This window comes from Gracilibacillus salitolerans (assembly GCF_009650095.1).
Lineage (GTDB): Bacteria > Bacillota > Bacilli > Bacillales > Amphibacillaceae > Gracilibacillus > Gracilibacillus salitolerans.
The window spans coordinates 2,968,942-2,988,732 of record NZ_CP045915.1; the positions used below are offsets into that span (position 1 = coordinate 2,968,942).

Genomic DNA, 19,791 nt, shown 5'->3' on the forward strand with positions numbered 1-19,791 from the left:
TATTTCTTGCGCATATAATAAGAACAAACGTTCTTGTTGATGAGGTGATTTTATGCGATATATAACAGATGAAGAATTCAAAATTGCAAGTAGTTATTTGTTTTTAAGTATGGCCATTGAAGTGATACAGAAGGATCTCCATACATTACGTAACAATAGCATATTTAAAATTAACGAGCCTTATATAAAGATGCTGGAATCAGTTGAGAAAAAAGCCATTGAGGAACGACGGGAATTTAAGCAGCAGATGCATATGAATAAGTTAAGTGTATTATTAACCGATAAGTCCGATCAATTTACGGAATACACGTATTACTCAAAAAGAAAGGAAGAAAAAAGGAGATACTTTAATCCGGCTATTCGGAAGAAGGTGCTTGTTATATTAGAGGAGTTGTTTAAGATAATTGATATACGGGAGAGTGTATAGTCCCTTTAATGGACTATACACTTAGTAAGGAAAAACACTAGAATCACTTTACAACTCTTGGCCCTCTATAAAGATTAGATTGGAGTACTTCTTTTTTAATGTGATAACGGTCTACCACTGACGATACCAGGTTATTAAACCATACTGGAGCTGTTGGAGGTATATATATTTGATCAATTAACAGTTCTAAATTGAATCTTACATTCGCTCCAGATCTTCCAAAAAACAAATCTTCTTCTGATTCAAACACAATCAACCTGAATTCTTGCTCATGAGCAAAAGATTTACGCTTATAAAATAGTGTTTCATATGTATTTATTCCAGCCATGTCATCTGCATAATCTATATAGTTTACTAATCCATATTTCATATCATAACCCTGATCTTGGTCTACTGATGCAAGTAGTTTTCCGAGAGTAGTTCTGATCGCTATACCCTCATCTCTACTACAATATAAATCCCACATTGCTGCGGATTCTTCATCGTTTAAATGCCAGCATGACACGCCCACATAATCGAGTTCTATTTCATTCTTTTTGTACAATTCATTAATTTGATCTTGATTCAACCTATACTCTTGCTTTTCTTCATCAAAGATTTCTGCTGATGATCCTAATATTCGGTAAATGTCACTTTCTGAATATGCCCCTTCATACGGATCTCTAAAATACAACGGTTTGGAGAAGTATAAAGCTTCATTTTCTAACAAGGATATAAATTTTGCAAAACTCATAAACTTCCAAATGACTGTGTTATTGGTAATAGATTTGTCCTTAATGTTGTTAATATTGTACTCGTTATTATATTCATATTTGCTTAAAAAATCATCTCTAGCTATAATAAATTTTCTTAGATTCCCACTGTATTCACTGATCATCATAGCCTCCTTTATTTACTTTCTATAATACCATATTAATTTAATTAAAAAGAATTTTCTACAAATTGCAGGAATTTTGTTGATTGGTGTAGAAGAATGTACATATTAGAAAATTAAGAGGTGATAGTTTGACCAATCATGATTTTCGTCAGATTTTAAAGAAAGGCATTCAAGAACCGCATATTTATGAGGAATTTTATGCAATAGCTAAAGAAGAATATTTCAAAAACGTAAGGGAGATAATTGGAGATAACCAAACAAATGAAATTCTATTTTCATGGATGACAAGTGATTTAACATTGCATTTCGCTCATGTACATAATAGTAATAATTTAGCCCCAGTAATATTTGCAACAATATTTATGGGTGAGAAATGCAAAGTTTATGACGCAATTGATATTACTAATACTTTTTTATTTCGAAGAGAAAGAAATGTTAAAACGAAATTAAGCTACTTATTTGGGAAAGATCTCTTTGATTTCGATCCTGATCAAATTTTGGAAAATAGTCTTCATTCATCTGAAGTAAATACTAACCCTATTAGCTATGCAGCGAAATATGTTGAAGTAGAATATAAAAGCGCATCTAGAGATCTTCAAATTCAACCAATCGAATTGGTGGACTTTAATGAATTGAGGTTGCATATCGACCAATACAATTTCGAAGATATGTTAGAGAAGATTGACATTGATCAATTTAATGCTGAATTTATAGAATGCCTATATGCATATAATCATCAAAAATTTTACATTGCAGCTACTGGTCTAGGCGGAGTTATTGAGCACTTATTACATATTATTTTAGAAAAACAAGAATCCTTGCCACCTAATTTTTCTAAGAGTCCTACGCACAAGGATTATATTGCCTTGATGAAAAAAGAACCATTTAGCGTTGATAAACGCCAAAAACAATATTTAGACTCTCTTTTCGCCATTAGAAACTCTGTATCACATTACAATTCTGGTTTTACTTCGAAAAGCTTCTGTGACTATTTATTACAAGGTGTAAGGAATATATTTGATAACTATTATGAATTATAAATCTAATTTCTCTGATAATGACGTTAATTTTTTATACTGTTCTAATCTATACTGATCGTCATCATAGCTTATCGGATCACCATCATCATTAAAGCCAATGCTTTCAAAACAATCATCTGCAAAATGCTCTATAATTTCATTTAGTACCTCTTTTTCTTTATCGTTTAAAATATTATTGCACATGCTATCACCTCAATTATTTTAAGCACCGGTTTTCCACGCCGGTGCTTTAGTTTATTACATACATATTTTATAGACAATCAGTCAATAACAATTACTTAATCACAGCACCAGTAGAAGGCGCTACATAGATGTTCACTTTACCAAAGTCTTTAGTCTTAATAGTTACAACGTCTTTTTGTGGTGTGTCTAATACTTTATATTGTAGACCACCAAACTTAGATGGTTTAAGAAACGCTTTTTCATTTCCTTTTACTGGTGCTACATTTGTCGGATAAACTCTCCAAGATGGCGCTGCCTTTGGTAAATATAAAGTTTTTCCTCTTACATTTTCTAATTTACTTTGTGTGACAGGTCCGACAATACCATCAACTTTAATACCTTGGTCCTTCTGGAATGCACGAATGGCTTTATCGGTTAATGGTCCAAAGTCATTGTCTACTCTTCCAGTGTAATATCCAAGTTTCTTTAATTTCTTTTGAATGGAACCTACTTCTGAACCTTCATTACCATTTTTTAGTAAATCAGATGAACCACCCAAATTCTTTTCAAGATATTTAAGTGGATCAACGGCCTTTGATTTGTTGATATTCCATCTGCCTTTATGCAATTCAAAGTGTAGATGCTGACCGGTAGAATGACCAGTATTACCCATAATACCGATCTGTTGACCTTTCGTAACCCGATCACCTGGGAAGACTGTTCTGGATCCCTTTTTCATGTGTGCGTAAACTGATTCATAAGTTTGTCCATTGATGATGTGTTTAATAAAAATAACTTCACCGTAGCTATCGGAAGCGTAAGATTTTGTGACGGTACCAGCTGCAATAGCATAAATAGGATGGTACCCACCTTCTGCAATATCTACACCATTGTGATTAGGTCGTGAAGAAGTCCTGAACTTACTCGTAATACGTTTTGTATCAGATGGCCATTTAAAAGTTGCCATGTTATTTTTCCTCCTTATAATTTAAGGACACTGCATTATGCAGCATCCTTCTTTTGAGTTTGTTTAATTAATTGATGTGCGAATACTGCTAATCCAGCAACAATTACACCTTGGATAAAGGCATCTACTGTAAATCCAATAACAAATACAGCAACTAATACTCCTAAAACAAGTAAAGTCCACACAATTATCCAATCAGGGAAATTTGGAGTACGTTTTAAAAACAAACCGATTACCCATAAAACAGCAACAACAATCAACATTTCTTCTGTTACATACTCTAATAATTGATTCTCCACCTGTATCACCTCCTTCAAATTAAAATAAAAAGTCAGCCCTTATCTGGACTGACTGAATCTAATCTTTTATGTGCTTGTTTCGTCGATTCTTCCACACGTGTTACTCTTTCACCTAATGCTCCAATTTGCCTTTCGTTGGCTCGCAAGTCAATCCTAATGTTGTCTACTCCATTGCTAATGTTGTCTAGTTTAGTCTCGATTACCGCTTCTCTTGTCGCATCATTTTTAATATTTTCTTGTTGCTTGGTTTGCTGTTTTTGCCTATTTAATTGGTAACTAAGATAGGCAATAAAAATTCCTGCAATGGATACTAAAACACCTAGTTCGACTGTCATGCTTTGCCCCCTAACTATTTTTGGGTATTAAAAAAGAGACCTTTCAGAAAAGATCTCTAATTCCAATATGCTTCTAGCGCTCTTTGATAGTCTTCTATTCTTTTTTCAACTTTATTATTGTGTAAATCAGGGTTATCTCTAAAAAACTTTTTTATCTCATCCACTGAAGGGAATTCATTTTGCTCTTCAATTTTATACTTGTCAATAAATTCCCTAAGAGGTTTTAACTTATCCCATCCAAAAGCACTGTCCGATTCAAACTCAATTTCATAGAAATATGTTTTTATCATGTTCATTTTTATATCTCTCAAAAGTTGATTATGGTAGTGATTATCGATTTTAAATATTCTAGAATTTTCTTTAATGCGTAAATATAACTTTTCCTTGTCTTTTGCAGGTGCACCTATAACCGAATTACCTCTGAGAATATGAACCATTGTGTAGTTCATTAATGGTTCAACCATTTCCTTTAGTTGGTCTATAGAAGCTTTAGCTTCACCTAACAATTTTTCAGTTTGTTTTAATTTAGCCTCAAAATTTCCAGCCTTAAAACTTTCAAAGCGATCTAAGTTTAAAAAGACCGCAGAAACAAATCCAGCAATCAAACTTGTGGTCATAGCTTCAGTTTTATCTAAATAACCAAAAATTAATGTTGGAAGTATAATTAACACAATCGATAATATAATTCTCAATTTTACTCCCTCCTCCTTATCAATATTCGACAAAAGGGAGGAAATTCCTGCATAAAAAATACACCTTATAAAAGGTGCTTTCACTAGACTTACAATGTATATACAACAAAAAATAAAACAGTCACCAGTGACCTGTTACTAAATATTTGTATATATAAAGGTATTTTTTTACACTTAGTAATATATATAGTACTATATATATTATCTTAGTGAAATAAAGGAGTAATTTGATTTGAAACCTACTAAAACTGACACTTACCTGAATTTAAAAAAACATTTTGAAACTTCTTTAAATCGAAAGCTGAGTACCAAAGAAAAGGATTTTCTTAGATGGCTAGCTTCTAAGGTACAAGGTTCAGATTAATTCTCGATTCTATCCCTCTACTACTGATTTCATCCAATAGTAATCCAATGAAATCACTTTCCAAATCCATTTTTACAGCTTGAAAATAAGAATCAATCAATAAATCATTACTTAAATGTTTTAATCCGCTCATTTTTTCTACATCCCTTTACTTTAATAAATCACACAATTATACAATCTACTACAAAAACAAGGATAAAGCAAGGGATATATAGTAATAAACAACTAATTCTTAACAACTACATAAAAACTTCGCTCTAACCGTCGTTAATTTCACCCAACAAATGCTGTTGTGCTTCTGTTTCTAGTGCATCTATCGAACTGTTTTGGTTATATTCTTCTGCGGTCAATTCAAATACTCCGCTTACACTTACGCTTCTGCTCTCGTTTTTAGCAGAATAAGACACCTTCACACTTGTAACCTCATCGTTATCATATTTGGTGTTTACTGCTCTGATTTCAAAGTTCATTATTGATCCTCTCCTTCATTTTTTTCTATCAAAATATTATGAATTAGCCCTAATGTTTTAGGAGTTGCATGAATGCTGCTTAGTTCACTGATTTTAATCTTCTTCACATTAATATTTACTTTCTCAGCTAGAAGCTCTTCTAGTTCTTTATTAAAGTCCTCTAACTCATCTTCTTTCAGTTGAACTATACCGTTATCCAAGTCCTTTTCTTTGTATTTAGTAACCAGTTTTGAACGCAAGTTTTGAGCTGTCTTATATTCTTCACTCACAACCCTTATAATTCTTTGCAATTTAAAAGCTACCCCAACAGGTAGCTCTTTGTTAACAATATGATTAAGACCTTCATTCAAATTAAACACTTCTTTTACTGTTACTTGCATCTTAAACTGCCTCCTCTAATTTATTTAATCTGTTAATGAGTTGATCATTTTCTTCTCTTAAATGAAAAACTTCCATTTCTAACATATCAATTCTGTGTTCATGATCATCACGAACTTCGCTTAGTTCTTGAATAGCCCTCCATGAGAAAGTATTCATGCTATATTGAGAAACAGCTTCTGCCTCATCGTCTAGTATTTCATGTGGTGTATTATACCCAACACCAATCACAACACCATACTTTGTATTGTCAATCCCTCTTGCAACTTCATTTTTCAAACGATAGCTGTATAAGTCGGTTTCTTTTATAATACCAAGCGCACTCATCTCCATTCTTTCTATATCTTGTTTCATTTCTTCTAACGAAGATTCATTAAAAGAACTAGCATTTATAGGTTGGTAATGAGTCGTACTTGATCCTGTCCAAAAATCACCGTCCGTAACACGAAGTCTTGTCGTTACACCAAGATATCCTGAAGTATTGCCACTTTGGGAGAAATCAATATACCCGGATCTCAAGTAACCACTTTTATCATACCCAATGTCCACGGCATTTTCTTCTTGGTGGATAATTAGCCTTCTGTTGCTCTGAGTTTCAATGTCACCATACGCAATTGTATAATCGCTATTAGGTAGGCCAACTTTCCACTCATCACTCACGTCTGTTCTTCGAAGCACTAAACTATCATAAACACTCGAGACACGAAATTCCACATCACCGTCAGAGACCATTCGGATATTTCCTGCAGATTCTAACCTTAGAGGCCAATCAACACGAGAGTCCACCGAATTGATATTTATAGAACCGCCAGGGTACCTTCTGACATGAGGTAAATCGTCACTTATACTCACTGGGGTTTCATTAACACTAAAGAACATACCTGATCTTGAATATAATACTCCTTCATACCCATATAACTCATCGTCGTAGCTAACAATTAAACCCCTGGAAGATGCAGAAACAATACTTTGTGTTGAGTCAGAAGTTGAGTCTATTGTAAATCTGCCACTTTCTAATGTCACAACACCGTCTGTTGTACCGTATATTTCATCGTGAAAAGTACCGACAGACGTAAGCTTACTCCCTTCTATCTCAATCCATCTAAAATTGTCCCCGCTATAGAATCTAGCACCGGAAATCTCTCCAATAAAGGTGGCATCTTCACCAAATACATGACCGTCGAAGTTTATTTGACTTGCTTCGAATGTGAACGAGTCTGCTTCTTGGGTGAATATAGAACGTACATCGTTTTCTTCAACTTTCATTTCTATTTGGTTGGACAGTTGCGTGATTGATGACTCAGCTCGCAATATAGGACTGCTAACATTACCTGTTGAATTGAACGTACTAACATTCGATACTGAGCTTGTGTGCATAGCTATAAGCATGGTACTACTCGTACTTGATCCGATTTGTCCATAGAACTTAGGGTTGTTGTTCCATAGACCGAATTGGTTTCCAGGCTTATGTCTCAACGCCACGTATTCTCTACCATCATAAACACAGGTCACCATTGACCAAGAATTAGTATACTGAACATCAATAGCTTCAAAATATCCTGATGGAGAAGTACCATTAGTATCGTTGTTAAATATGACTTTAACCTCACCAACGCTGTAGTGTCCAGAAGTCCTTCTACCACTTAAAGTTCCCATTGCGAAGTTTTCCTGACCAGTTAAATCAAATCTACATAATAATATGACGTAATCCTCAGAAGATGTCATAGGCATGTCTACGCTATACTCCATAGCTCTTTGGGATATGTCTTCGTTTATGCTAGCCATGTCACTGTTGTACGTTGTTTCACTAACCTTGGATTCGATCTGATTAGATAGTTGAATAATAGACGATTCTGAATTATCTATCCTAGAACTAGCGATATTAGAATAATGTTCTTCAAACGTCCTGTCTCCATAACTGTCTAAACATATTAGAGGTTTAATATTTCCTTGCTCGAACTGCTGCCTGTACCAATCATAACTATCAGGACTAGGACCGTCCCATAGAGCTACTGAAATGTAATATAGATCTCCCTCACTCATAGTCATAGTCATCGAAGCATCGGCGGTTGTGGATTTGGTACCTATGAAGTTTCGATCGACATCATACCCACGTATTACGAATCGTAGGCCGTTCAACTCTGCTTCTCCAGATCTAAATATTTTGAAGTAATATGATTCTCCAGGAGATACTCTTAAAAGATCTTTCAATCTCAACCTAGGTCCTTGAGCTTGTTTTTCTCCATCAGTTGTGCTGTAATGTCCAGATTCCCAATCGCCGAAATTAGTAGGGCATATGTTTCTGAACCCTGTTTGTATGTTGTTCAATTCGGTTTGTGAGACTTTACTAGATATTTGATCTGCTTGTATGTCTAGTTGAGAGCTTAAATTGCTAATATCTGATGTGTGACCATCCGTGGTTGATTGCAAACTACTAACGTTAGCGCTAATCCCATCATAAGCCACAGTCAACTGACCTACGTCACTAGATAGGTTAGATACATCACCCTCTAGATTCTCAAGAGAACTTTTCTCAGCCTTAGCTTCAATTTGACCAGCCATTATCTCTAAATCTGCAGATATGTCGGTAACGCTTGACTCTACTGCTGAAATATCAGATGCGACGTCTTCTGGAGAACGAGTCCAGTCTGATGGTTTACTACCTTTTTCTAGTTTAGCTTCTTTATACTCAACATAACTTTCGACCAGTTCATTCGATGCAAATCTAATTATGAACGGAACTATCTTAGTCCTGTTTTCTGGCATGGTAAAAGTTACTGTTGAATATCCCTCTTCCCCTGGTTTTATCCAATTACCATTAAAGTCTGTACTAGAAGCCCATGTTCCATCATCGTCTTGAGTTCTTATTCGCATGCCCACATCTTTAATATTGTTAGGGTCAGACTTCAAATATACACGAGCCGTATAGACTTGACCAGGCATCCCTTCTACCGATCCATAAGGTCTGTAGTCAGCCCAAGATGAAGTAGCATTGTATATCTCAAATTCATCACTGGTTCCGCTTATAATGTTCCTAGCGCCAATAGTCAACGCATCAAACTCATCCTGCAACACCTCAACTACACTCGCTTCGGCTTTAAGACTGATAGCTTCGGAATTAGCACTAATCTGCGTACCTTGCGTGCTTACCTCGTTTTCCAATAATTCTAAATCGGTAACTGCTAAACTAAGCTGCCCCTCTACTGTATCTAAATCAGTCTCAACGGTTGTAACGCGACCATCTTGATCACTTAGACCTTGCGCATTATTCGCCACATCGATAAGTAAATTATCCGTAGTAGTTTCAAGATCACTAACCGTATTATTAATAGTCTGGACCGTTTCACTATCCGCTTTTAATACTAATTGACCATCTACATACTCAAGTCCTGCTTTATCCAGCAGTTCTTGATCAATGTCCTGTTTTATTTGGTCAGTGTGATTATTGGCGTTTTCCTCTGCTTGATCAGCTTTAGATTGTGACCCTTGCTCGGTTTCAATGACTTCTGTCCAGCCTACATCCGTTTCTATTTTGTCTGCTGCGTCGTTACCAGGTTTGTCTTTCTCGTCGATTTCAGGTTTGGTGTATGTTAACTCTTCAAACTCTGACATGCTGATTTTCTCTTGGATGATAGCTTGTAGTCTTTGCCAAACGGCATTTACTTCTTCCTCGGTAAATTCTTCAAAATCACCAAGCTTCACACGTTTTCTAGAGCGTTTCTTGATATCACGTTCTTGTTCATGAACCCTGGCTTCAACGTAAAGAGGTGGATTAAATTTTTCATCTTTAATTTTGATCGTGTCACCAAATCGGATTTTCTTATTTTCTACACCAGGTACATGTTCTAGATCAATGATGTTGGCTACCCATTCAATTACCGCACTGATACGCTTATCTAACTCGGTACGTGTATATTGCCTTAGTTCTTCCTCTGTCATGTCTGATCGTTCTGACTGTGGTTCATATGTTCCAATTAAATGCTTAAGTTCACCAGTTAAAGGATCTGGACGCCCCCAACGTTGCAGTGCATCTTCATCCTCCACTAATACTTCTAATCGGTTGCCGTTTTCATCTTCAGGACCAAGACCAATTAACGCAGTGAAAATTTCGCCTTTCTCAATACGTCTAATAGATTCTAGATCTTTTCCAAACGTAATCTCTCGACCACGCCACACACCTACTCGATCTAATAGGTCAACATAACGACCAGTCACTTTATTGCCGTCTGTCTCTACACGGAATCGTAACTCTAAGCCAAATTCATTCGCTATGCGTTTTAAGAGAGAAAAAGGGTTTGTATGTGATTCAATCTTAAACGTTCGAACGCCATCACTTTCTATAATACCTGGTCGCCATTCTGTTCCATTGGTTGCAAATCCGACTGCCATAGACGCTGAGTATTCTTCTAACGTTTGAGGTTTAATTACTTTTGCTTTCTTCAGCAATAGATAGCTGCCTAATGTCTGAACTTCTGATTTTAAACCGGTACGATCTCGATATTTTTCTACCTGGTCAATGATAAATTCATGATAGCCTTGATCTTCTGCAGGTATAATCACCCGGTTTAATTTGGTTAGGTGCTCTGAATACTTCTTATCCGCGAACGTTAAGAAATTGAAGGTACTCAGATAATCTTGTAGTGATTGTTTGTGCAAGTTGTCTGTGAAATTCTTTTCTGAAATGAACCCTAGTACTCCGTCATTCTGCTTGTCTGTAATATGAATCAAATAAGATTACCTCCTTACTTGTAACGTTCGCGGAATCTAACACCAGTGTTGAAGCTTTCTCCCGGATGCACAATCAATTGATTCTCACCTTTGGCCAAACTAAAATAAGATGCCCCAAACTGTTTTAAGTCGGTTGCATCTTCTCCGTTTAAAAGCGTCTCTTCATTTTTGTGATCAAACGTGATAATGTCACCTGGATAGACGATATAAGGTGTTTGGTCTTCAGTTGTTGTTTTTAATTCAAATACCTCAACACTGTTCATCCTGACTCGTGACGGCGTTGGTCTATCTTGATATTTACCGATAAATAGTGTGATGTATTTTAAGCGACCTTGAAAGTTGTTGTTTACATCATTGTAAGTCGCTGTGAGCGCTCTTGTGTGTTTTAAGTTGAACCATTGCGCAATATAAAATGTGTATCTTTTTCCTTCTCTTCTTACTCGTAAATACATCAAAGTTAAATCCCTTGAATCATCATACAAGTAGTTTGATGAGCTGATAGCATACCTAGTGGTACTGTCTTCATATGGCCCAACTCGACCAAGCCCATGCCTACGCAAATAGTTTCTATTATTGTCCTTAACACCTAATTTGCCCAGCATATTCATATTTTCATCCTGAAAATAAATCTCCATTCTCCAGTTTTCAATTTCTCTTTCTGAGTTAATGTCTAAAGATGCTTCTATTTCAAAGTCCTGTATAGCATTGGAAATCTCTTTAAAAACGGCAGGTCCGTGCATTTTATCTCCTGAACCAAAATTAGTCGGTCTAACACCCGAACCATCTGCGCCCATAGCTCCTGATATATCAATAAAATTGGAATCAACCATATCCAGATTAGCGGTACTCCAATCGTCAATTGTGCTTCCGTTTTCATAAAGTACACTTGTTTTTGTATCAACGATTTCCTCGTTTCCATCTTCATCGACAGGCTGTCCAATCATGACATATTGATCTAAGTGATTCTGGATCATAGCAAATGTAACAGGTTCCAATACTTCTAATTCAAATATAGGATCTGCTTCAGCGGTGCCTTGATTAGTTAAAGTAACTGTATCAGATGGGAAGGTTGCTTGTTTCTCCTTGCTATAGCCGTATGGATCAGGGCAAACAAATGTAACGGTACCTTTTCGTTGATTGGAAAACTTTCTAAAGTCGGAAATGCCACCCTCAACCTTTGCATAATAAGTGCGACCTGGTTCATCACTAAATTCTAAAGGTACTGTCTCTTTAGTGATAAACCATTCAGCTAGTTCATCTTTTTTAGCTAGTGCGTCTTCATCATCTTTTACAACGTAACCGATTGGTTGAGTAATGTATAAAATATCTGTATCGGTTGATTCTACATAAGCACCTGGCATTCCTGATACACGTAGCAAATTATTATTGACTGGTGGGAAAGGTGATTTTTGTCTACCTTCCAAAGCATGTAGCCATGGTTTTGTTATGCCGTTAAATGTGATCTTTGTCATGTGATTATCACCTCCCTACTTAAAGCTACTTTCAATTTCTCGATCTCGTTCTTGAAGTTCGGTAATATCTCGATAGATTTCTCTACTTACTTCTCGGCCGTTTATCTGATTAATGACAGTCGTGTAAATAACTGCTTGTCCTTGTGATTGTTGTGGTTGACTTAACCTATTAGCAATCCGATCCGCTTCACCAGTTGGACTGATACCTTCAGCATAGCCAGGTGTATTGTTTAATGATCTTAGTATTTTCTTAGATTCATCGTGAGTGAATACTTGTGCTCCTCGAGGCACATCATCATAAAGACCAAAATTAGCCATTGCCCATTTACTGCCATATCGCACAAGTTCTGGACCTTCTTCACCTAACCAAGATCTACCTCCTGGATGTGAATCAGTACCTTTCGCAAAACCCAAAGCACCACCAATTAAGTCAACACCTACACTAATAGAACTAGGAACTAAATCCCAAATGTTATTACGTCTAGCTAAACTCACATCAACAGTTTTGTCGCCTTTCTTAGTTGCTTCATCATGAACTTTTTCAGCTGTGCCGTTATCGTCTACGTCCACATCTTTGTCAATGTCTTTACTTAAAACTTCGTTGACTAGTTCGCTACTTTTCTTGATGTCATCAATAGTTCTTTTATTCTTTGCCAAGTCCCGATTTCTATCTTTATAAACATTGGTATCAGCAATATCCACGATATTTTCTAATTCTCTTTTGGCATCACGTAAATTACCGACTTGTTCATCAATTTCTTTGACTTGCTCTTGATACTCTTGAGTCGTTAGTTTGCCTTCTTCTTTGTTATCTTCTAACTGTTTTTTTGCCTCATTCAGTTTACTAATTTCTTCCTCTAACTTAAGAACACCTTCGCCGCGTTCTGCGTTTAAATCAAGTTGTGATAAAATGATAGCTTCGTATTCATAAAGCAAATCATTATAGGCTTCAATTTCTTCTTTGGTTTTACCTAAGGATTCTTCCTTTTTACCTATCTGTTTATCTATTCGATCAATTTGTTGGTCATGCTTTTCACGGACAGAATCGAGCACATCTCTCTCATCTTCTAACTGTAGCAATTTTTCAGACAATTTAATTGCTTCTTCACCAGTCGCATCTCTGATTTTTTCTCGTAAAGAATGAATTTCTAAATCTTTTTCTCTTAAATCATCAGTAACAGAAGAAATTTCGGAAATAGTAGATGATCTTTCCCCTTCTAATTCCTTGATTTCAGCTTGTAACTCCCGTTGATCTTCTAGATTATTCTTATGTTCATCTAAGCGATCTTTAATCGCTACATAAGTGTCATCTAACAGCCGTTGTCTTTCAGCTTCATTTAATTCCTTAACCTTCTCTGTTACTTCAACATAAGCATTGCCTTGTTCGGAAATGGCTTGCACTTTAGAAGGTGTTTGTTCTACTATTTCTCCATTTAACTCAAGGAATTCTTCCATTTCTTGATTTGTAAACCCTGATTTCTCTAATAATCCTTCTTGCTCTTTCGTTAATGCTTCGATTGCTTTCTCGGTCTTAGCATCTTTTAGTTCTGTCATGATGTCCATATAGCGCAAAACTTCATCTGTAGATAGTTTGTTTTTCTCCTTGAGCGTTTCATACCGAGATACTAATTCGTCTAGGGTATCTAATTCTTCCTTGCGTTTTTCAATAGAATTCAAAACTTCTTCAGTGGATTCTTTAGATTGCTCGTTTAATAGATACACGCCTGTAGTTAATGCTGCTACACCGCCAACAGCCAATCCGACTGGACCACCTAAACCTAATAATCCAATTCTACCAATTAAACCGGCACCACCAGCTCGTCCAAGCATAGTTGATACACTACCACCAACTCTTAATAAACCGCCTATTGTGGTAGTCATGCCACCAAGGCCAACACTAACCGGTCCAATAGCAGCCGCTAAACCAATCAATTTTAAAATTGTTCTTTGTTGCTCTTCATCCATGTCCGCAAATGCTTCTGCTCCATCTTCTATCTTTTGAATAAATGGTTCTGCTGCATCTATCGCATCCATGACAGCTGGAACAAGTGCGTCACCCAAACTTATAGCAACATCCTTAATTCTGTTCCACATTATACGCATTTGCGATTCTGTTGTTTCATAACGCTTTTCCGCTTCTTCGGTTAAGGCAGTATTTTCTTTCCAAGCTCCAGAACCAATTTCTATTGCATCATTAAATACTTCTGTTGCTCCTGCAGCACGTAATAAAGTATCACGTAAACGAACTTCCTTAATACCCATTTCATCTAGAATACCGATAGCTGAAAGTCCACGATCTTCTGCAGTAGATAAACCTTCGATAAAGCTAATAATGGCACCAGTAGCATCTTGTTCATAAGCATCTTTAAAATCTTTAGCTGATACACCAGCTACTTTCGCAAAATTATCAAGGCTATCTCCGCCTGTTTCAGCTGCAAGTTGCATATTTACCATTACTTTACTAAAAGCTGAACCACCAGCTTCCGCTTCAATACCCACAGATGATAGTGCACCCGAAAAAGCTAATATTTCTGATTCGGTCAATCCAACTTGAGTACCTGCACCTGCTATTCGCATGGCCATACTACTGATCTCAGATTCTGTCGTTGCTAGATTATTACCAAGGTCAACAATCACGGATCCTAACTTGTCAAAATCATCTTGGCTCATTCCAACAATATTAGCAAATCTAGCAAATTCAGTAGCTGCTTGTTCACTAGTCATGTTTGTTGCTTCGCCTAAATCAATCATGGTCTTTGTAAAATCAGTAACGTTTTCTGTAACAATACCCAATTGACCGGCTGATTCAGCTACCGATGCTATCTGCTCTGTGGTCGCAGGAATATCCTTAGCCATATCTCTTATTTCTTGCCTAACTGTAGAAAGTTGTTGTTCAGTTCCCTCTACAGTTTTTTCTACACCAGCAAATGCTGATTCAAAATCCATAGAAGCTTTAAATACTGCAGCACCACCGGCAACAATTGGCGCAGTAACACGCATCGAATAATTTTTACCAAAGTCCGTCATACCTCGACCAATTGTTTGCATTTGCTGACCTGCGTCATCCATTTCGCGACCAAGTCGTTTCCACGGATTTATCTGTTCTTCTATCCTGGTATTAACGCGTTCTAATTGGTTTTCAGTACGGTTCATTTGTGCAGTAGCATTACGTAATTCATTTTCAAGGTTTTGTGTTTGCTCTGCATCTCTACCTTTTACCTGGACAGATTCATCATATCGTTTTCTTAATTCTTTTACCCGTTCTTCTTGTGTTCTGAATCTCCTAGTCAAAATATCAGACTGTTGTCTAAGACCTTTTAGGCTATTCGTATATTCTTTGCCACCTGATCGAGCAAGATTCATTTCTGAACGGAGACCTTTTAAATCTTTTTCAAAACCTTTTAATGATCTTGTAGCTCCTTCATCTTCCCAGGATAACCTAGTTCTTAAATTACCAACGTCTCTTGTAGCCAATTTCCCACCTCCTAACTACCACACATCAGATAGATAAACTTCCGGTTCATATTTTTCTGTGCACATTAATTCTTCAAAAAAATGGACGTCTAACTGATCGATTTCAGCTAGCGTCCATTTATGTGCATATCTATTTTCCGGAAACATTAATTTTTTATATAACTGTTTAAGGGAAGTGTACGCTTCTTTAAACGTCACTCCCCCTTCTCGTTTCCCTTTTCACTTTTTATTTTTCCAGATATTGCTTCATTTAATTTTTCGTCAGCATATTGTTTACTAGCACCAGCATACAATTGCTCGAGTGTAAATTGTTTGCTGAATACAATATCAGATAGAATTGAATTTAATTCATCTTCCTCGTCTAATAGTTGTTGATGAGTTGGTGTTTCTTCTTCACTATCTTCAATTTTAGACATTAATTCAAAATATTTTCTTCTGGCCAACATAGGCACAAACGGTGTAGTAAATGTTTTTGTTTTTCCGTCAATTACTAGATCGATTTTCATATTTTACCCCCTATACTGTTGGTGCCCAATTTTTATCAATCACTTCGGTAAACCATTCATCGATTATACTTGTATCTGAAACGTCAGGGTCTTGATCCCATAGTTTGTATTTTTCAAGACCATCGTCAAGACGTGGTAATCCTTCACCAGATAGGTTTGGTGTTTGATAAGTTGGTGTATCTTGTTCTGTCTGTTTGTTTTCTTCTGCAGGTGCCAATTTTACACGATAGACCCAAAAGTATTCATAACCTCCACGCGCACTTTTTGCTCTACCTCCAATTGCGATGTAAGGTGGATTGTCACTAGCAGCATCTGAAATACCACCATTAGCATCCGCTTCTTTTCCAAGTACATCCGCTTCAACCGTTTTTTCAAGATAAGCAGTGTTTACCTCTACCGTAATTGGTCCTTTGGATGAATCTGAAAACAATACCTTGTCATCAGCTCGTAAGTTTCCTCGATTAATGGTTGGCTGTAAATTTAATGCCATTGCAGGACCAAATTCTTTTACTTCACCATAAGTAGTACTTGTACTATCTTCTGATTCAATAATTGCATAATGTAACATGTCTAAACCTTTAATTGCCATTTTGTTTTCCTCCCTTAAATAAAAATAACAACCTACTCAATGTCGGTTGCATAACTAAAACGTAATATTTTTCTAAATTTCTGAGCATCATTGTCATATGTTTCACTTTCAAATATCCGATTAAATCCAACAACCTTTAATCGATCCTTTACTTCTTCTACAATGTCAGTAAAGTCGCCTGTTGAATAAACGTCTACCTGGTAAAAATATTTGGTAGATAATTCATCATCATCTGCATTTAATGCGGATGCTTGATTGTATTCGTTATACACAATGTACTCATCATCACTATTGTTATTAGTCATAGCAGATACAGGAATATTTATAGGAAGGAGCGCTTCACGTAATATTTTTTTAATACTCACAATTTCAGCTCCTTCCTTAGTTCCTCAACATAAATATCTAATATTTGACCTTTGCTCAATTCATAAGAAATACTAGCAAAAGGTTTAGGTGGTATAAACCTCTTAGCCATCACATTATAATAACCAAACTCGTGCATGTATAGATAGTATCCAGGCTGTTGTACTCCACCTTCAGTACCTACCATCACCTCTCCCTTTTTGGGTTCAGTGCGCACAATAGACTCCTGTGCTTCTCCTGAATATGGCTCAAGTCCGTGGTTATATACTTCTTCTTTCATACGATCACGTAACAAATCACCAGCTTTTCTCAAAGCACGGTTCTTAACACGACTAGGAGCCAATTCAATTAATTCAGTTTCTCGCAATAACTCATCTAGACCTTCAAATCTTAAGTCCATTATGCTAACGACCTCACAACAACGGTCATGGAAACATTTAAACCATCATCATTTTCAATCGATACAATTTCATGCTCTTTTTTATTCCACACAACGGTTAGGTTATTCGGTCTCTCGTTTTCATCTAGAGACTTTTGATAACGAATAGTAAATTCACGATTATTTTCCATGTTGTTTTGTGCTGCAGCATAGAATCGATTTCCTCGTAAGGTTTTTAATCCGCCCCATACCGTTTTATAGTGAGTTGGCTCAGTGATAGGAAATCCATTTTCATTTGTTTCACCTGCAGGTATTTGAAATTTGAGTCTTTCTCTTAATTTTCCTGCGTTCATTCTTCATCACCTGCCGGCAATTCACGAGCTTTAAGCCGTAAAATGATACGTTCCAGACTGAATTTTAAGTTAGCAGTCACTGTACCAATGACCTGCGGACGACGCTCTTCATAATAATTGGCAACCAATAATTTGATAGCCATCCCATAACTTTTAGTTGATTGATCTTTGATTCCTGAATCGTCTAGTTCTTCAACTGCCACCTCTATTAAATCGTCAAGGAAGTTCTTTTCTTCCTCTTCATTTTCGATAATGTCTTCTATTCTTAAGTATCTCGCTACTTCTTCAACACTTGGCAATGCCATCACTCATTACCTCCTATTCAGCAAGTAATGATTCTAAATGTTCCAAAACACCTTTACGTGCTTTTCCTGTTTTTTCTTTCTCAATTAATTCAGAAACTTGTTCCGATTCTAAATCTACTAGTCTTTCAACAACTTCAGAAACATTCCCGTCAAGAATGGAATCTCCTTTATTTTCCTCAACGATTTCATAATTGATCTTGTGCTTTTTCAAAAGTTCTAACCGTTCCTCGTCAGCCTCGACAACTGTACCTGCTTTAATTGGTTTTTTTGTGATGCGATCTCTAAATCTTTTATCTGCTTTAATTTTTACCATTTAAATTCACCTCTCGTTTTAAATTATTTAAAGAGGGGATAATTACCCCTCATCCATTAAGCTTCTGGTTCTGTAGACACTTTCGCAATACGGAATGCAGATTTTAGCTTGATTTGGTGATCTAACCAAGCTGTTAACACAAACAATTCAACACCTGTTTTCACATCTTTGTCACGATCACGTAACATCTGAAGATCGTAGTTAAAGTGAGAATAAGCGAAGTCACCAACGATAGGATCTGTAGCAGCATCCACGAATTCAGTAGGTACACCTAAGACTTGTTCTGGTTGTGCACCATATAGAGATGCATTACCGTTGGCTAACACCTCGATAATGTCCATGTAATCTACATAACGCATTACCACTTTAGCATTATCACGGAAATCTTCGTGTAAATCTGCAATAGCTGCTTTAATTGCTTTATATTTTGACTCCCCGTTCACTTCTTTGATTGCATTTTGAGTAGAATAGAAGGACATGTGCTCTTCACCAGTTGCTGGTGTTGTAGCAAACGCAACCTTTTTCTCTTTGGCTGATAAACCGGACTCTAATGCCTGATCAACAGTTGCAACTAAATTTGTTGCACTGCCGTTTAATACAGTTTCTGAAATCGGCACAAACACTTTAAACTTATGACGACCAAACGTAACACTGTCACCAGTCGCTTTCATTTCCTTAGCAGTTTCTGTGTCTCCAATAAATGAGTCGTCATCCAATTGGAATGCAATTTTCGGAATTTCTAAGTTGGTTTCTTGCGTAAACACGGAGATATCACGCAATGGATTCTTAACAAATGGTTCATGAATCAATTGATTGGAAACAGTCTTAGGTAGTAATTTCTCTCCACCAGTTGAAGGATCAGTGTTATCACCTAACGCTTGTCGAACATCATTAGAGATTGGTTTCCCTGTCATAGTGGAACGAACCATTTCTGCTTTTGCTTCAATCACTTTTTGTTTTGGATCCTTAATGGTTTGAAGATTCTCTTGTTGTTCAAATTTTGCTCTTTGTTCAGCTTCAATTTGATCGTGCTGCTCTTTAATTACATCGAAACGCTGTTTTAAATCATCCCGTGACTTTTGAAGTGCTTGAATATCTTCCGTTGATTTAGAAGTATCGATAGCTGCATCCGCTAGCTCATCTTCCACTTTTTGAAGTTGTTGACCAATTGTGGTCATATTTTGCTTGTATTCAAAAAGTGTTTTCTTTCCACCGAAATACTGTAGGTTATTCAGGCGCAACCATTGCCCTTTTTGACGTTGTTGCACAGATCTCAATAATGCTTTACTTTTTGCCAT

At 36.5% G+C, this 19,791-nt stretch carries 23 protein-coding genes; 2 read left to right on the forward strand and 21 right to left on the reverse strand.

All coding sequences use genetic code 11. From position 1 onward, the window contains the following. Nucleotides 1–52 precede the first annotated feature (52 nt). The gene (locus tag GI584_RS14165; RefSeq protein ID WP_153791592.1) at nt 53–427 is read left to right on the forward strand and encodes a YhjD family protein; all 375 of its coding nucleotides are present in this window, start codon (nt 53–55) and stop codon (nt 425–427) included. A 43-nt stretch (nt 428–470) separates the two neighbouring features. Here the strand turns inward: GI584_RS14165 and GI584_RS14170 are convergent, their stop codons facing one another. Then, the gene (locus tag GI584_RS14170) at nt 471–1,304 is read right to left on the reverse strand and encodes a DUF2971 domain-containing protein (protein WP_153791593.1); all 834 of its coding nucleotides are present in this window, start codon (nt 1,302–1,304) and stop codon (nt 471–473) included. Nucleotides 1,305–1,432: 128 nt separating this feature from the next. On the opposite strand from GI584_RS14170, the gene GI584_RS14175 reads away from it, so the two are divergent. Then, nucleotides 1,433–2,344, forward strand: coding sequence for a hypothetical protein (locus GI584_RS14175; protein WP_153791594.1), 912 nt, complete (start codon nt 1,433–1,435; stop codon nt 2,342–2,344). Here GI584_RS14175 and GI584_RS14180 read toward each other — a convergent pair. The 20 genes from GI584_RS14180 to GI584_RS14275 form a co-directional block, all read right to left on the reverse strand. After that, complete coding sequence (locus GI584_RS14180) at nt 2,339–2,527, reverse strand: hypothetical protein (protein ID WP_153791595.1); 189 nt, start codon at nt 2,525–2,527, stop codon at nt 2,339–2,341. The genes GI584_RS14175 and GI584_RS14180 overlap by 6 nt on opposite strands. Before the next feature lie 91 nt (nt 2,528–2,618). Next, nucleotides 2,619–3,473 (reverse strand): peptidoglycan DD-metalloendopeptidase family protein, encoded by an 855-nt coding sequence (locus tag GI584_RS14185; protein WP_153791596.1) that lies wholly within the window; start codon nt 3,471–3,473, stop codon nt 2,619–2,621. Between the two features lie 35 nt (nt 3,474–3,508). Beyond that, nucleotides 3,509–3,772, reverse strand: a complete 264-nt coding sequence (locus tag GI584_RS14190) for a phage holin family protein (protein WP_228552245.1) — start codon at nt 3,770–3,772, stop codon at nt 3,509–3,511. A 32-nt stretch (nt 3,773–3,804) separates the two neighbouring features. Then, on the reverse strand, nt 3,805–4,107 hold the full coding sequence (locus GI584_RS14195) for a hypothetical protein (RefSeq protein WP_153791597.1): 303 nt from the start codon (nt 4,105–4,107) through the stop codon (nt 3,805–3,807). Between the two features lie 56 nt (nt 4,108–4,163). Next, nucleotides 4,164–4,799, reverse strand: a complete 636-nt coding sequence (locus GI584_RS14200) for a hypothetical protein (protein WP_153791598.1) — start codon at nt 4,797–4,799, stop codon at nt 4,164–4,166. A 341-nt stretch (nt 4,800–5,140) separates the two neighbouring features. Beyond that, nucleotides 5,141–5,296: a sporulation histidine kinase inhibitor Sda gene (gene sda / locus GI584_RS14205; RefSeq protein ID WP_153791599.1), complete on the reverse strand. Its 156-nt coding sequence runs from the start codon at nt 5,294–5,296 to the stop codon at nt 5,141–5,143. Nucleotides 5,297–5,420: 124 nt separating this feature from the next. Further along, on the reverse strand, nt 5,421–5,633 hold the full coding sequence (locus GI584_RS14210; protein WP_153791600.1) for a hypothetical protein: 213 nt from the start codon (nt 5,631–5,633) through the stop codon (nt 5,421–5,423). Then, nucleotides 5,633–6,013: a hypothetical protein gene (locus tag GI584_RS14215; protein WP_153791601.1), complete on the reverse strand. Its 381-nt coding sequence runs from the start codon at nt 6,011–6,013 to the stop codon at nt 5,633–5,635. The genes GI584_RS14210 and GI584_RS14215 overlap by 1 nt, the downstream gene beginning before the upstream one ends. Nucleotide 6,014: 1 nt before the next feature. Beyond that, nucleotides 6,015–10,739, reverse strand: a complete 4,725-nt coding sequence (locus tag GI584_RS14220) for a phage tail spike protein (RefSeq protein WP_153791602.1) — start codon at nt 10,737–10,739, stop codon at nt 6,015–6,017. Between the two features lie 14 nt (nt 10,740–10,753). Further along, nucleotides 10,754–12,211 (reverse strand): distal tail protein Dit, encoded by a 1,458-nt coding sequence (locus GI584_RS14225; RefSeq protein ID WP_153791603.1) that lies wholly within the window; start codon nt 12,209–12,211, stop codon nt 10,754–10,756. Between the two features lie 15 nt (nt 12,212–12,226). Continuing rightward, nucleotides 12,227–15,685, reverse strand: coding sequence for a phage tail tape measure protein (locus GI584_RS14230; RefSeq protein WP_153791604.1), 3,459 nt, complete (start codon nt 15,683–15,685; stop codon nt 12,227–12,229). Between the two features lie 15 nt (nt 15,686–15,700). Next, nucleotides 15,701–15,883 carry a hypothetical protein gene (locus GI584_RS14235; protein WP_153791605.1) on the reverse strand — a complete coding sequence of 61 codons (183 nt, stop codon included), beginning with the start codon at nt 15,881–15,883 and terminating at the stop codon, nt 15,701–15,703. After that, on the reverse strand, nt 15,880–16,191 hold the full coding sequence (gpG, locus tag GI584_RS14240; protein ID WP_153791606.1) for a phage tail assembly chaperone G: 312 nt from the start codon (nt 16,189–16,191) through the stop codon (nt 15,880–15,882). Before gpG ends, GI584_RS14235 begins: the two co-directional genes overlap by 4 nt. Before the next feature lie 10 nt (nt 16,192–16,201). Then, a complete protein-coding gene (locus GI584_RS14245; RefSeq protein ID WP_153791607.1) occupies nt 16,202–16,780 on the reverse strand; it encodes a major tail protein in 579 nt (192 codons plus the stop codon). A 32-nt stretch (nt 16,781–16,812) separates the two neighbouring features. Next, nucleotides 16,813–17,145, reverse strand: a complete 333-nt coding sequence (locus GI584_RS14250) for a hypothetical protein (protein WP_153791608.1) — start codon at nt 17,143–17,145, stop codon at nt 16,813–16,815. After that, nucleotides 17,142–17,543: an HK97-gp10 family putative phage morphogenesis protein gene (locus tag GI584_RS14255; protein ID WP_153791609.1), complete on the reverse strand. Its 402-nt coding sequence runs from the start codon at nt 17,541–17,543 to the stop codon at nt 17,142–17,144. The genes GI584_RS14250 and GI584_RS14255 overlap by 4 nt, the downstream gene beginning before the upstream one ends. Further along, on the reverse strand, nt 17,543–17,875 hold the full coding sequence (locus tag GI584_RS14260) for a phage head closure protein (protein ID WP_153791610.1): 333 nt from the start codon (nt 17,873–17,875) through the stop codon (nt 17,543–17,545). The genes GI584_RS14255 and GI584_RS14260 overlap by 1 nt, the downstream gene beginning before the upstream one ends. Continuing rightward, on the reverse strand, nt 17,872–18,180 hold the full coding sequence (locus GI584_RS14265; protein ID WP_153791611.1) for a head-tail connector protein: 309 nt from the start codon (nt 18,178–18,180) through the stop codon (nt 17,872–17,874). The genes GI584_RS14260 and GI584_RS14265 overlap by 4 nt, the downstream gene beginning before the upstream one ends. Before the next feature lie 13 nt (nt 18,181–18,193). Continuing rightward, on the reverse strand, nt 18,194–18,493 hold the full coding sequence (locus GI584_RS14270) for a hypothetical protein (protein WP_153791612.1): 300 nt from the start codon (nt 18,491–18,493) through the stop codon (nt 18,194–18,196). Nucleotides 18,494–18,549: 56 nt separating this feature from the next. Beyond that, a complete protein-coding gene (locus GI584_RS14275) occupies nt 18,550–19,791 on the reverse strand; it encodes a phage major capsid protein (RefSeq protein ID WP_153791613.1) in 1,242 nt (413 codons plus the stop codon).